Here is a 12,532-nt window from a genome sequence, read left to right on the forward strand (position 1 = left end):
GCCCCAGCCTCACCGGGCGCCTATCATTAGTCAAATGCATAATCCGGATGAAATTCATCAGGAATCCGCATGACGCTGGACGAGATCGAGACCTTCGTGTGCATCGCCGAGGTGGGCGGGTTCACCGAGGCGTCCACCCGGCTCCGGCGGTCCCAGCCCGCGGTCAGCCGCCGGATCCGCGAGCTGGAGCGCGCCCTGAGCGCGCCGCTGTTCGAACGCGCCGGCCGCCGAGTGGCCCTCACCGACGCCGGGAGGGCGTTCCTTCCGCATGCCCAGGCGGCGCTGGCCGCGGCCCGCGACGGTGAACGGGCCGTCCGGGACGTGGCGGGCGAGGCGAAGCCCCTGAGCGTCGCCATCGTCGGAACCCTCGCCGACTCGCATGTCGTCGACGCGCTGCGCGCCTTCGAGGCGCGGTTCCCGGACGCCCCCGTCGATCTGCGGACGGCCACCAGCCGCGAGGTCAGCGTCCTGGTGCGGAGCGGCGAGGCCGACCTGGGGCTGCGCTATTTCCCGGACGCCGATCCCGCGCTGGAGTCCGTCCCGCTCGGCGCCGAGCGGCTCCTGGTCGTGGTGCCCGCCTCGCACGAGATCACCGAGCGGCGCCTGCCGGGGCTGGGGCCGCTGCGGGACGAGCGCTGGCTCGGCTTCCCGCCCGAACGGCTCCAGCCCGACTCGTTCGGCCAGGTGCTGCGGCGGCACCTGGCGGCGGCCGGGCTCGCCGACCCGTCCATCACCGTGATCGACAGCCTCACCGCGCAGAAACGGCTGGTGGAGGCGGGTCTCGGGGTCGCGCTCATGCCGGTCAGCGCCGTCCGCGAGGAGCTGCGGATCGGCAGCCTGCGCACGATCGAGGTCGACGGCCTCGACGCCGAACTGCCCGTCGTCGCCGTGCGGAGGAAGGACGGCCACCGGAGCCGCCTCGCGACCGCCTTCCTCACGGAACTGAAGGCCCGCACACCCGAGCTGTGCCGGCCCCTGGAGCCGTCCTCTCCGAGTACCGTCGTGTCATGAGCGACCCTGTCGCGGACATCGTGGCCGACGTCGTCGCGACCACGCGGCGTGGCACCGCCGTCTACGGGCTCAACAGGTTCCACGCGCCGTGGGGCGTCCGCGTCCCGCCGGGGCGCCTGGCCGGCTTCCACGTCGTCACGTCCGGCGCCTGCTGGCTCGTCCCCGACGGGGGCGAGCCGATCCGGCTCGCCCGCGGCGACGCGGTGCTGGTCCTGGCCGACGTCGGGCACGTCCTCGCGGACACGCCCGGCCGCCCCACCCGCTCGATGGAGGAGCTGATCGGCGGGCCGCTCGGCGAGTCGTCTCACTGGCTCGTGCCGGACCGGTCCGCGAAGATCCCTTCGAGCATTCCGGTGGCCTGCCCGACCTCGATGAGATAGCCGTCGGGATCACGCATGTAGCACCGGAGCTCCGCCTTGCGGTCGATGGGCTCGGTGAGGAACTCGGCGCCTTGGGCGCGTGCCTCGGAGGAGAAGGCCGCGATGTCGGCGACCCGCACGTTCATGAAGGCCGACACGGTGTCCGTTCGCTCCGGCGCCTTGAGCGTGATCCCCGGCTTGTCGGGGGTGGGGCCGCCACCCGGGTTCATGATGATCCAGGTGTTGGCCACCTTCACGATGCAGGGGTTCTCGTCGAGAACGACCTCGCCGCCGAAAACACCGGCGTAGAACTCCCGTGCGCGCGCCACGTCCCTGACGGTCAGGAAATGGGTCAGGACCAGCCCCCGCTCCGGTGCCGGCCACTTGTCTCGCTGCATGATCCCCGGCCTACCCGGACGGCACCGTTCAACCCGCGCGTTCGGCGTCCCAGGTGGCGGGGGTGACGCCTTGGCGCTTGAGGCGGAACTTCTCGACCTTCTCGGTCGGGGTCTTCGGGAGGGCGTCCACGAACTCGATGTAGCGGGGGACCATGAAGGCCGGGGCGTTGTCGCGGCAGTACCGGTGCAGCCGGTCGGGCGTCAGCCCGGCCCCCGGTTTGAGGACGACGCAGACCTTCACGTCCTCTTCGGTGAGCTCGCTGGGGACGCCGACCGCGGCGCTCTCCAGGACGGCGGGATGCGACTCGACGAGCTGCTCGACCTCGTAGGCGGAGATGTTCTCACCGCGCCGGCGGATGGAGTCGGACCGGCGGCCGTGGAAGGCGAGGTACCCGTCCGGGTCGAGGGAGCCCAGGTCGCCGGTGCGGACCCAGCCGTCCTCGTCGATGGTCTCGGCCGTCGCCTCGGGCATGCCGTGATAGCGGGTCATGGTGAGGCCCGGTTCGCGCCCGCGCACGAGGATCTCGCCGACCCCGGGCCCCGGGGACGGCTCATCGCCGGGGCCGGGCGCGAGCGGGGCGATCCTCACCTCGTACGGGTCGATGACGCGGCCGCAGGTACCGGTGCGCCGGGTGCCGTCGATCGGGTCGTAGACCGGGACACCGGCGTCGGTGAGGCCGTAGACCTGGAACAGCGGGAACCCGAAGCGCCGCTCCCACGCGTCCCGCCACTCGGGCATCGGCACGCCCCAGGCCAGGCGCACCCGGTGGTCGCGGTCGGCGGGCGTGGGATCGCGCTTCCAGAGGATGCTCAGCGTCGCGCCCATGAAGTTGAACACCGAGGCGTCGAAGGCCCTGACCTCGTCCCAGAAACGGGACGCGCTGAACCGGCGGCCGAGCGCCGCGGTCGCGCCGGCCGACAGGGCGGCGACGACGGTCAGGGTCGCCGTGTCGATGTGGAACAACGGGAAAGGGCTGTACAGCACGTCGCCGGCGCGGAAACCGAACCGCGCCGCGTGGATCTGCCCCTGCCGGGCGAGATAACGGTGGGAGAGCACGCACGCCTTCGACACGCCCGTGGTGCCCGAGGTGAACAGCATCGTGGCGTCGTCGAGGTCGTCCCCGCGATGGGCGGGGGCGTGATCGCCACCCTCGATGAGGTCCGTCAAGTCCAGGCGTTCCAGGCGTCCCGCAGGAGAGGCGGCGGGCCGGGACGCGGTGGCGCCGCCGGGCGTGCGGTGGACGATGAGGGTCCGGACCGATTCCAGCTCGGCCAGGACGTCGGCGAGCGGCGCCTGCACATCGTCGTCCACGACGACGATCGCGGGCTCGGCGATCCTCAGGACATGGACGAGGCGGGCTCCGACCAGCGCGGTGTTGACGGGGACATGCACCGCGCCGAGCCGGGCGAGGGCGAACCACACGATGACCTGTTCGAGGCTGTTGTGCATCAGCAGCGCGACCGCCGTGCCCGGCCCGGCACCCGCGCGCCGCAGCGACCCCGCCAGAGCGGCCGCCTTCGCCTGCGCTTCGGCGTAGGTGAGGCCGCCATCGGCGGTACGGAGGAATGTCGCGTCCGGATCGGCCTCGGCGCGCTCCGCGAGCATCGCGGTGATGGTGCCGGGCCGGGTGGTGGCCGTCTCCGCCCCGGTCATCGTTCCGCTGGGGCGTCGAAACCGAACAGGGCCGCCGCGTTGTCGTGGAACAGCGCCGCGAGCGTCGCCTCGTCCAGCCCGGAGGCGCGCCACTCGGCCAGGGCCCGCCGCGGCTCCATCATCGGCCAGTCGCTGCCGTAGAGGATCTGCCCGCGCAGCAGGTTGGGCATCATGCCGAACAGCGCGTCCCAGCCGGTGCCCGGTTTGGCCACGTACTTCGGCGCCAGCGCCCCGAATTCGAGGTGGACGGTCGGATGGCGGCGGGCGACGGCGGCGAACTCGGTGGCCCACGGCCATCCCGCATGACAGGCGACGATCGTCAGGTCGGGGAAGTCGCAGGCCACCTGGTCGAGCATCTCCGGGCGCTCATGCCGCAGCGGATGCATGCGGGAGTAGGTGATCCCGGTGTGGACGCACGCGATCAGACCGAGTTCCTCGGCACGCGCGTACATCGGGTACAGGACGCGGTCGTCGATGTCGAGGCCGAAGAACGCCGGTTGCAGGGTGACGCCGAGCATCCCCATGTCCGCGATCCGGGCGGCCTGGAGCGCCATCTGACCGGGACGGCGGCCGGCGATGTCCAGGCAGCCCACGCCCCTGAACACCGACGGACGGTCGGCGATGACCCGGGCCAGCGCCTCGTTCAGCGCGTCGCCGTCCTCGCCGCCCTCTGATTCGGCGTGCATCACGGCGCGGGTGATGCCCTCGGCCTCCATGCAGGCCAGCAGCCCCTCCAGGGTGCCGCCGTTCATCTTCTCGCGCAGGTTCAGCACCCTGTCGTACTGCTCGGTCTGCCGTCTCGGGGCCGAGTACTCCGCGTCCGGGCGCAGGTCCTGAGGGAGCCGCACCCGGGCATCGATGACCGTCACGCCGTGGCCTCCTCCCGGTCCGTGTCGGCGGGCTCGATGTCGAGCCTGATCGGGGGCGGGAGGGCGCGCGGCTCATGGCCGGGGACGGCGCCGGCCACGCGGCAGCCGAACTCGACGAACCGCGCCTGCACGTCCGCGACGCTCGACCGGCCGTCGGGCCGGAACCAGTGCGCCACCCCGTTGCACATCTCAAGGATCGCCAGCCGCGCGAGGTGGACGTCGGTGACGTGGAACGCGCCCGTCCGGACGCCGCGTTCGAGCACGGCCCCGAACAGCGACTCGTAGTCGTCCCGCAGCGCGACCAGCGAGCGGCGGTTCTCCGGCGACAGCGACCGCATCTCCTGGTCGGTCACCTGCGCCGTCAGCGGGTTGACCGCCGAGATCCCGACATGCGAGGCGATGAGCGCGCCGAGCTGGCGGGCCGGGTCGTCGGTCGACGCGACCGCCGCCCGCCCGGCGCGCAGCAGCTCGTCCAGGCAGGTGCGCATGATCGTCACCAGCAGTTCTTCCTTGCCGCCGCCCGCGTAGTGGTAGAGCGTGGCCGAGTTGATCCCCGCGGCCGTGCCCAGCTCGCGGATCCCGGTCGCGGCGAACCCCTTCCGCGCGAACAGCCGCACGGCCGCCCGCTGCACGTCCTGCTTCCGCAACTCCGCCCGCCTTCTCCGTCCATCAATCGATTGATTGGGACATGACCTTCACATAGGGCCTGTTTCCGTGTCAACCGGTGCCGCGGGCGTTGTCAGCATCACAACGGCGGAGGGAACAGTCCACGACGTTCCGGGAGTTCCGGTCTACGGATTCCGATCGCGACGGGTGGAGAAGGGGGTAGCGGACGGATGCGGCGCACGCCGCTGGATCTCAGCGCGACCCAGCTCATCGCCAGTGGGCTGGCCACTCTGGCGGCCGCAGTCGGAGCGTCGTTCCTCGGGGTGTACGGCACCATCGTGGGTGCCGCCTTCATGAGCGTGGTGTCGACGGCGGGGACGGCACTGGGCAAGCACTACCTGGACCAGGGCAAGGAGCAGTTCAAGGAACGCGTGCAGTTGCAGGACGCGGCGCACGGCGAGACGGTGGCGCGCGGCGCGGCGGGCGCGGCGACCAACCTGGACCCGACCCGTACCTTGGTGCTGCCGGGCGGCGACCCGAACGCGACCCGCGTCGACGCCGATCCGAACGCGACGCGCCTGGACCTTCCCCCGGCGGAGACGGTGGCGGACGCGCTGGGCGTCGAGGCGGGGCGCGGCGGCGTCCGGCGCGCGGCCTGGAGGCGGGCGTTCCACGACACGGCGGCGTGGGCGAGGCGGCGCTGGATCATGCTGGCGGTGTCCTCGGTGGCCGTCTTCGCGGTGGTGATGGCGGGCATCACCATCCTGGAGAAGGTCACCGACAGGCCCGCGTCCGGATGGGTCGGCGCGAACGACGGACGCGGGACGACCTGGGGCAACCTCGGTGACGGCGGCGGCACGGACGGCGCCCCCGCCGAGACGCCCTCGCCGCGGACGACCGGAGAGACCGGCGAACCGACCGGCACGCCGTCCACCGGCGGCCAGGGGACGGAGCCGGGACGGGAGCCCACGCCGGGCGCGACGGACGGTCCCGCGCAGCCCGGCCCGCCGACGCCGCAGCCGTCGTCGCAGCCGACCGCGCCGTCCACCCCCGAGCCGCCCCGAACCGGCGACCCCGGCGGCGGCACCGACCAGCAGAACGGCCCGACCGGCGCCGGCCAGTGACGTCTTGGGACGGTGCCTCGGCGCGCTCAACACGCTGGGCCGGGGGTACGTGGACCCGCCCGACGAGTCGTCACGCCGATCCGGCCCCGCATGGGGAGCGCGAGCCGTGAAACCGGGGTGAAGGTTCCGGGAAACCGGCGTCGCCGACAGTTGTGTCCATGCACATCACAGAGATCGACGAACCCGGGCGCCGCCCGGCCGATCCCCCGGTCGAGAACGGGGCGGGCCTGGCCGTCCGGGCGACGGGGCTGGTGAAGGCGTTCGGCCATCACCGCGCCGTCGACGGCATCGACCTCGCCGTGCGTCCCGGCGAGATCTTTGGGGTTCTGGGACCGAACGGCGCCGGCAAGACGACCATGTTGCGGATGCTGGCGACGCTGCTGAGGATCGACGCCGGGCGCGCCGAGATCTTCGGTGTGGACGTCGCCGCGAACCCGCATGTGATCCGGCAGCTCGTCGGGGTCACCGGCCAGTACGCCTCGGTCGACGAGAACCTGACCGCGCGCGAGAACCTGTGGCTGTTCGCCAGGCTGCGGGGGATCGCGTCCAAGCGCGCCCGGCGGCTGGCCGCCGACCTGCTCGCCCGGTTCGGCCTGGAGGAGGCGGCGGACAAGCCGATCGCGCAGTTCTCCGGCGGCATGCGACGGCGCCTGGACCTGGCCGCCAGCCTGATCTCCACTCCGCCACTGATCTTTCTGGACGAGCCGACCACCGGTTTGGACCCGCGCACCCGCGGCCGGATGTGGCAGACCATCCGCGGTCTGGTCGCCGATGGCTGCACGGTGCTGCTGACCACGCAGTACCTCGACGAGGCCGACCAGCTCGCCGACCGGGTGGCCGTCATCGACCGCGGACGCAAGGTCGCCGAGGGGACGCCGGACGAGCTCAAGACCACCGTCGGGAACTCCACCCTCCAGCTCGTGCTCTCCGAGCCGGGCCAGGTGGCCGAGGCCGTGCCGGTCCTGCGGGACGTCCTGGGGTCCGACCCGGTCCTGAGCCCCGAGCGGGGCCGGCTGAACGTCGCGCTGGAGAAGGCCGACCTGGCCGCCGACGCGCTGATCGCGCTGCGCACCGCCGGGGTGCCGATCTCCTCGGTGAGCGTGGCCAAACCCAGCCTCGACGAGGTGTTCCTCGCCCTCACCGGCCATGGGACGGGCGAGGACGACGAGGACGACGAGACCGGCAAGGGAGAACGGCGATGACCGCGACCATGATCGAGCCCGTGCGGGCGGCGGACCGGGTGGCGTCCGCCCGGCGGCACGTCGGGGTGGGCGAGACCCTGAGCCAGACCCTGACGATGGCCTGGCGCGCCCTGAAGAAGATGCGCCGCAACCCCGAGCAGTTCGTCGACGTGGCGCTGCAGCCGATCGGGTTCACCGTCATGTTCGCCTACATCTTCGGCGGCGCCATCGCCGGTGACGTCAAGAGCTACCTGCCCCTGATGATCCCCGGCATCCTCTCCCAGACCGTGCTGACCACGTGCATGGCCAACGGGATGCAACTGCGCGAGGACATGGAGAAGGGCGTCTTCGACCGGTTCAAGTCGCTGCCGATCGCGCGGATCGCGCCGCTGGCCGGGCCGATGGTGGCCGACCTGGTGCGCTACACGATCGCCGCGGTGCTGACCTTCGGCATGGGCCTGGCGATCGGCTACCGGCCCGGCGGGGGAGCGCCCGGCGTGCTCGGCGCGATCCTGCTCGCGGTCTTCTGCGGCTGGTCGCTGGCGTGGGCGTTCACCTGGGTCGGGACGATCGCCCGCAGCGTCCAGGCGGTGCAGGGCATCTCGATGATGATCCTCTTCCCGCTGACCTTCCTGTCCAACGCGTTCGTCCCGATCGAGTCCCTGCCGGGCGGGCTGGCTGCGTTCGTTCGCGTCAACCCGGTCTCACACCTGGTCTCCGCCGCCCGCGACCTCGCCAACGACGGGGTCGTCAGCGGACAGGTGGCCTGGACGGTGCTGGCCTGCCTGGCCGTCATCGCGGTCTTCGCACCGCTGTCGGTGCTCGGCTACAAACGGCACATCTGAGCCGGCCCGCGCGGCATGGCCACGAAGCCCCGCGGCGAGACGCCGTGCCTCACCGAGCAGGTCCGCGCCGCGCCGGTCGCCGAACTCGGCCCGCACGGCCTCGACCGCGCCCGGCGCGGCCCGCTCGGCGTACGGTTCGATCCGCCCGAAGGCCATCGTGGGCGCGGCGTGGTTGTAGCCGAACCGCTCCGCGAGCACCAGCCACCTGATCGCCTCGCGCGGGTCCAGGGCCTCGCGCAGCAGCCCCCAGGCCCCGAACGCGAACAGCATGGAACCGCACACCGGGTAGTCGAGGTAGGTGTTCGCCTCGGACAGCACGTCGTTGATACGGGTCGTGGCCAGTGTCTCGAACAGCTCCTCGCCGTACCGCAGGTCCTCGGGGCCCGCGTGGTAGGCGTGGGCCGTCAGGGCGAGCGATTCCGCGGCGACCGCCCACGGCTCGATCCCGGTCCTGGGCACCCCCGGCAGGAGGAGATCACGCGCCTGCCGTACGGCGAGGCGGTACTCGGCCAGGGCGGCGGCCGTCTCGCCGCGCGCCAGGGCGAGCTCGGCGGTGCACATGCGGACGGCCGCGAGCCCGCCGAGCACCACCTCGTCATCGCGGATACGGGTGATCTCGCCGATCTCGGCCTCGGCCGCCTCCAGGTCGTTCTCCGCGAGCGCGGCGAGGACCATCACCGCGCGGAGCTGTAGCTCGTCGTCCGCCGCGCCGATCCGGCCGAGGGCCGGGAGCGCGGCCCGCGCATGGCCGACCGCCCGCCGGAGGTCCCCGGTCAGCATCGTGGTCTGCGCGAGTCCGGCGTGCAGGATGGCCGGGAACCATGGCCCGTCCTCCTCGCGCGTCAGGGCCAGCGCCTGCCGGCCCGCCTCGACCGCCCCCGCCAGGTCGCCCGCGTTCTCCAGGACGTACGTGCTCAGCTGCGCCGCGATCATCGCGACGTGACGGTCGGGACTGGAGCGCAGCTCCTCAAGCCGCCGCCGCGCGCCCGCGCCGCCGGACGGGTCGCTCGCCGGCAGCACCCTCGACCACGCGGCGACGCGGCCGTCGGTCGTGTCGTGGAGGGGCAGCCTGCGGAGCAGGTCCCGCAGCTCCTCGTAGCGGTCACCGGTGAGGGCCAGCATGTTCATCAGGACGATCAGCAGCGCGCCCCGGGTGGCCTCCTCCAGCTCCGGAGGCGGGTACCAGCCGGTGAGCGCCCGCGCGACCGCGTCGCCGAGCGCGATGATCCGCGCGTGGTCGCCGCGCACCGACCACAGGGCGCCGACGCCGTTCAGCAACTGCACCGCCGTCTCCGGGTCGGGCTCGCCGAGCGCCTGGCGGAGCAGCTCGGAGAGGTTGCCCTCCTCCGCCCGCAGCGCGTCCACCACGGCGAACTGGTCCCTCGTGAACATCAGCGCGGCGTTGCCCATGGCGTAGTCCGTCGCCCACGCCCGCTGCGCTCTTCGTGCCTCCGCCTCGTCGCCGGAGTCCGCCAGCCGCATCCGGCCGAACTCCCTGACCGTCTCCAGCATCCGGTAGCGCAGCCCGTACTCCGTCTCCCGCACGTTCAGCAGCGACTGCTCGACCAGCGCGTCCACGGCGCGCAGGGCGCCGGGGCCCAGGACCCGCTCGGCCGCGGCGAGGGTGAAGCCGTCGCCGAACAGGGACAGCCGGCGCAGGGCCCGCCGTTCCGGCTCCTCCAGCAGGTTCCACGACCAGTCGATGACCGCGAGCAGCGTCTGGTGGCGGTCGGGCGCGCTGCGGTCGCCGCCGCGCAGCAGGGCGAACCGGTCGGTGAGGCGGCGCCCGATCTCCTCCACCGACATGGCCCGGACCTTGGCGGCGGCCAGCTCGATCGCGAGGGGCAGCCCGTCGAGCCGGGTGACGATGCCGGTGACCGCGCGCTCGTCCAGCCTCGCGCCGGGGCGGGCCGCCGTCGCCCGCTGCCGGAACAGCTCGACCGCGTCCTCGACGCCCAGTACGCCCAGCGGGTAGACGCGCTCGGCGGGGATGGCCAGGGGCGCGCGGGACGTGGTGAGCACGCGCAGGTCGCGGGTGGCCCTGACGAGAAGGGCGACCAGGTCGGCGACGGCCTCGATCACATGCTCGCAGTTGTCCAGGATCAGCAGCGCCGGCGCCCGGCCGAGGCGCTGGGCGATGCGGGCGCGAACGTCGGCCCGCTGCTCGGGGGTCAGCGTGTGGCGCCCGCTGACCGGGTCGCGCACCCCGAGCGCCGAACCGACCTCGCCCACCACGCCCTCCGCGGAGGAGACGCCGGCCAGCTCGACGAAGTGGACGATCGGCTGCGGCGCCCTCCAGCCCACGACATGGGCAAGCCGCGTCTTGCCGAGGCCCCCGGGACCGACGATCGAGACCACCCGGTGCGCCTGGAGCAGGGCGTGGACGGCGCCGATGTCGTCGTCGCGCCCGAGCAGCGGAGCGTCGTCGAACCGGAGTCCCTCCCGTACCGGCCGGTCGGCGGCGAGGAGCTCGGCGTGCACGCGGGCCAGCTCGGGCCCCGGGTCCGCGCCGAGGCGTTCGCTCAGCTCCGCGCGGTACCGGGCGTAGCGTTCCAGCGCCGCGGCCGTTCCGCGGGCCGCCGCCTCGCTGCGCAGCAGGCAGGCGAGAAGGTCCTCGTCGCGCGGCCGGGCCGTCGCCGCCTCCTCTAAGAGGGGCAGCGCCCCCTCATGGTCGCCGCTCCTGCACAGCGCGATGCCCAGCAGGCGGCGTGCCTCGGCCAGATGCCCGGCGGCGAGGGCCCTCACATCGGCCAGCGGGCCGGTGGACGCCGCCACGCCGTTCGCCGCGAGGCCCAGCGCCTCCTCGGCCCGGCGGCGCGCGAGGGCGGCGTCGCCCTCGCCCAGCGCGTCACGGGCCCGCTCCACCAGGGTGCCGAGGAGGAGCACGTCCACGTCCTCGTCGGCCAGGCCCAGCCGGTACCCGCGCGCCGTCCGCACCACGGCGCCGGGCGAGGTCGCGGCGCGGGTCCGCGACACCACCACCTGGAGCGCCTTGGTCGGGTTCGCGGGCGGCCCGTCCCCCCACAGCTCCTCCACGAGAAGCTCATCGCCGGCGCCCGACCGCCCGTACAGGGCGAGTACCGCCAGGAGGGTCTGCGCGCGATCCCCGATCACGCGCTCCCCCCGCCAGCGCACGCCGTCGAGCAAGGTCAGAACGGGACCCACGCCCCCAGCCTACGGCGACGCCCCCAAGGCGCCGAACGCCGTGACGTCCGACCGAACCTCGATGTCACCTACCGCGTACCAGGGGTAGGCCCCTCAGGCCACCGGCACGCGGACGAGGTGGTGCAGTGGAACCGGGAACGCGGCTCGACGGACGCCATCGGCTCCTCGAACGGCTCGGCGAGCGCGGCGGTCCGGAGGAGGCGGCCGACGTCTTCTCGCTCGCGGCCGAACCGATCTCCTCGCTGTCCAGGATCTCCCCGTGAGGGCCCAGCGGGCGCACGCCATGCTCGCCGGCGGCCTGGTCGCCGCGTCGGTGGCCGCCGCGACGCTCCAGGGCACGATCGACAGGGCCATACCCGGCCGGGAGTCCGTCCCGTTCGCCCCGCTGGAAAGGGGCCCGGACGACACCGGCGCGCCGGCGCCGTCGTCCTGGCCCACGGCGATGACCGTCTCCCCGGCACCGGACGGCGAGTCCCGGCCGTCGCCCCGGCCCGAGCACCGCGGGCCCACCCGTACCGTGCCGAGGGTGCCGGACGGCCGGTTCGCCGACCTGCTGCGGCGCCTGGAGACCTCGGTCCATCAGGGGCTGAGCGTCGGCGAGATCCGCCCCGACGTCGCCCGCGACCTCGGCAACGTGATCGCGGACCTGCGACGCGGCGTCGATCCCGACGACCTCCGCGAGGTGAGGTACGGCGTCGCCCGCCTGGAGGGGAAGGTCAGGACCCGGACCCGCGAGGGCGCCATCACCCGGCATCGGGCCGCCGAACTCCTCCTGATCCTCGACAGCGCGCCCTGAGCCGCTGAGCCGCAAAGCGCGGGTGCGGCCTCAGGCGCCGGACGCGGTCCGGTCGCCGTCCACGGTGAAGGCCACGCGCACACCGGGCTCCGCGGGCGGACGGGCCTTGCCGTTCACCCGGATCCGCACCGCGCTCCCGTCCTCCACCACCACGGCGAGCCGGCGCTCGTCGCTGACGAAGGTCTCGCCTCGTGCCATGACCCGGCTGACGAGGATCTCGCCGTCGCCCGGCTTGGCGACGTACACGCGGGTGCGCGTCCCGGTGACCGCGAGGGCGAGCACCGGCACGGCCGTCGGCGAGGCGGGCCGGCTCTCGCTGCTCTGGGGCGCGATGCCGGCGCTCACCGGGTCGGCGGCGGTGTCGACGGCGCGCCACAGCGCGTAACCGCCGACGGCCAGCAGCGCGACGGCGATGGCGATCGCGCCGGCCGCCATCATGATCCTCAGGAAGCCTTGAGGATCCCTACGGTGTCGTGCCACAGCCGAACCCTAGCGCCACAACGGCCCCCGGCGGCGCGGAAGCC

At 73.4% G+C, this 12,532-nt stretch carries 12 protein-coding genes and 1 pseudogene; 7 read left to right on the forward strand and 6 right to left on the reverse strand.

The features are described 5' to 3' along the window. The first annotated feature begins 69 nt into the window (after nt 1–69). On the forward strand, nt 70–1,011 hold the full coding sequence (locus ACGWYJ_RS18685) for a LysR family transcriptional regulator (protein ID WP_395107318.1): 942 nt from the start codon (nt 70–72) through the stop codon (nt 1,009–1,011). Next, the gene (locus tag ACGWYJ_RS18690) at nt 1,008–1,391 is read left to right on the forward strand and encodes a cupin domain-containing protein (protein WP_395107319.1); all 384 of its coding nucleotides are present in this window, start codon (nt 1,008–1,010) and stop codon (nt 1,389–1,391) included. Before ACGWYJ_RS18685 ends, ACGWYJ_RS18690 begins: the two co-directional genes overlap by 4 nt. On the opposite strand, the gene ACGWYJ_RS18695 is transcribed toward ACGWYJ_RS18690, so the two are convergent. The 4 genes from ACGWYJ_RS18695 to ACGWYJ_RS18710 are packed head-to-tail and all read right to left on the reverse strand — an operon-like array spanning nt 1,316 to nt 4,938. Then, nucleotides 1,316–1,768 (reverse strand): VOC family protein, encoded by a 453-nt coding sequence (locus ACGWYJ_RS18695; RefSeq protein WP_395107320.1) that lies wholly within the window; start codon nt 1,766–1,768, stop codon nt 1,316–1,318. The genes ACGWYJ_RS18690 and ACGWYJ_RS18695 overlap by 76 nt on opposite strands. A 28-nt stretch (nt 1,769–1,796) precedes the next feature. Next, nucleotides 1,797–3,422, reverse strand: coding sequence for an AMP-binding protein (locus ACGWYJ_RS18700; protein WP_395107322.1), 1,626 nt, complete (start codon nt 3,420–3,422; stop codon nt 1,797–1,799). After that, entirely contained in the window at nt 3,419–4,291 is an 873-nt protein-coding gene (locus ACGWYJ_RS18705; RefSeq protein ID WP_395107323.1) for an amidohydrolase family protein, read from the reverse strand. Before ACGWYJ_RS18705 ends, ACGWYJ_RS18700 begins: the two co-directional genes overlap by 4 nt. Beyond that, entirely contained in the window at nt 4,288–4,938 is a 651-nt protein-coding gene (locus ACGWYJ_RS18710) for a TetR/AcrR family transcriptional regulator (protein WP_395107324.1), read from the reverse strand. The genes ACGWYJ_RS18705 and ACGWYJ_RS18710 overlap by 4 nt, the downstream gene beginning before the upstream one ends. 189 nt (nt 4,939–5,127) lie before the next feature. On the opposite strand from ACGWYJ_RS18710, the gene ACGWYJ_RS18715 reads away from it, so the two are divergent. The 3 genes from ACGWYJ_RS18715 to ACGWYJ_RS18725 all read left to right on the forward strand — a co-directional run bounded on the left by ACGWYJ_RS18715 (nt 5,128) and on the right by ACGWYJ_RS18725 (nt 8,047). After that, nucleotides 5,128–6,021 (forward strand): hypothetical protein, encoded by an 894-nt coding sequence (locus ACGWYJ_RS18715; protein ID WP_395107325.1) that lies wholly within the window; start codon nt 5,128–5,130, stop codon nt 6,019–6,021. Between the two features lie 158 nt (nt 6,022–6,179). After that, nucleotides 6,180–7,223, forward strand: a complete 1,044-nt coding sequence (locus ACGWYJ_RS18720) for an ATP-binding cassette domain-containing protein (protein WP_395107326.1) — start codon at nt 6,180–6,182, stop codon at nt 7,221–7,223. Then, complete coding sequence (locus ACGWYJ_RS18725; RefSeq protein WP_395107327.1) at nt 7,220–8,047, forward strand: ABC transporter permease; 828 nt, start codon at nt 7,220–7,222, stop codon at nt 8,045–8,047. Before ACGWYJ_RS18720 ends, ACGWYJ_RS18725 begins: the two co-directional genes overlap by 4 nt. Nucleotides 8,048–9,748: 1,701 nt before the next feature. On the opposite strand, the pseudogene ACGWYJ_RS18730 reads toward ACGWYJ_RS18725, so the two are convergent. Beyond that, nucleotides 9,749–11,212 (reverse strand): annotated as a pseudogene (locus tag ACGWYJ_RS18730) (ATP-binding protein); the annotation flags it as partial. A gap of 125 nt (nt 11,213–11,337) precedes the next feature. Here ACGWYJ_RS18730 and ACGWYJ_RS18735 point away from each other — a divergent pair. Next, nucleotides 11,338–11,475 (forward strand): hypothetical protein, encoded by a 138-nt coding sequence (locus ACGWYJ_RS18735; protein WP_395107329.1) that lies wholly within the window; start codon nt 11,338–11,340, stop codon nt 11,473–11,475. After that, nucleotides 11,472–12,008 (forward strand): hypothetical protein, encoded by a 537-nt coding sequence (locus ACGWYJ_RS18740; protein WP_395107331.1) that lies wholly within the window; start codon nt 11,472–11,474, stop codon nt 12,006–12,008. The genes ACGWYJ_RS18735 and ACGWYJ_RS18740 overlap by 4 nt, the downstream gene beginning before the upstream one ends. A gap of 30 nt (nt 12,009–12,038) precedes the next feature. Here ACGWYJ_RS18740 and ACGWYJ_RS18745 read toward each other — a convergent pair whose 3' ends face one another. Further along, a complete protein-coding gene (locus tag ACGWYJ_RS18745) occupies nt 12,039–12,446 on the reverse strand; it encodes a hypothetical protein (RefSeq protein WP_395107332.1) in 408 nt (135 codons plus the stop codon). Between the last annotated feature and the right edge of the window lie 86 nt (nt 12,447–12,532).

The sequence above is a fragment of the Actinomadura sp. SCN-SB genome (assembly GCF_043906805.1).
In the GTDB taxonomy this organism is placed as follows: Bacteria; Actinomycetota; Actinomycetes; order Streptosporangiales; family Streptosporangiaceae; genus Spirillospora.

Excerpts from the sequence above, each read along its gene's own strand:
- ACGWYJ_RS18685 (WP_395107318.1), top strand. The coding sequence starts at position 70 with ATGACGCTGGACGAGATCGAGACCTTCGTGTGCATCGCCGAGGTGGGC.
- ACGWYJ_RS18690 (WP_395107319.1), top strand. The coding sequence starts at position 1,008 with ATGAGCGACCCTGTCGCGGACATCGTGGCCGACGTCGTCGCGACCACG.
- ACGWYJ_RS18695 (WP_395107320.1), bottom strand. The coding sequence starts at position 1,768 with ATGCAGCGAGACAAGTGGCCGGCACCGGAGCGGGGGCTGGTCCTGACC.
- ACGWYJ_RS18700 (WP_395107322.1), bottom strand. The coding sequence starts at position 3,422 with ATGACCGGGGCGGAGACGGCCACCACCCGGCCCGGCACCATCACCGCG.
- ACGWYJ_RS18715 (WP_395107325.1), top strand. The coding sequence starts at position 5,128 with ATGCGGCGCACGCCGCTGGATCTCAGCGCGACCCAGCTCATCGCCAGT.
- ACGWYJ_RS18720 (WP_395107326.1), top strand. The coding sequence starts at position 6,180 with ATGCACATCACAGAGATCGACGAACCCGGGCGCCGCCCGGCCGATCCC.
- ACGWYJ_RS18725 (WP_395107327.1), top strand. The coding sequence starts at position 7,220 with ATGACCGCGACCATGATCGAGCCCGTGCGGGCGGCGGACCGGGTGGCG.
- ACGWYJ_RS18745 (WP_395107332.1), bottom strand. The coding sequence starts at position 12,446 with ATGATGGCGGCCGGCGCGATCGCCATCGCCGTCGCGCTGCTGGCCGTC.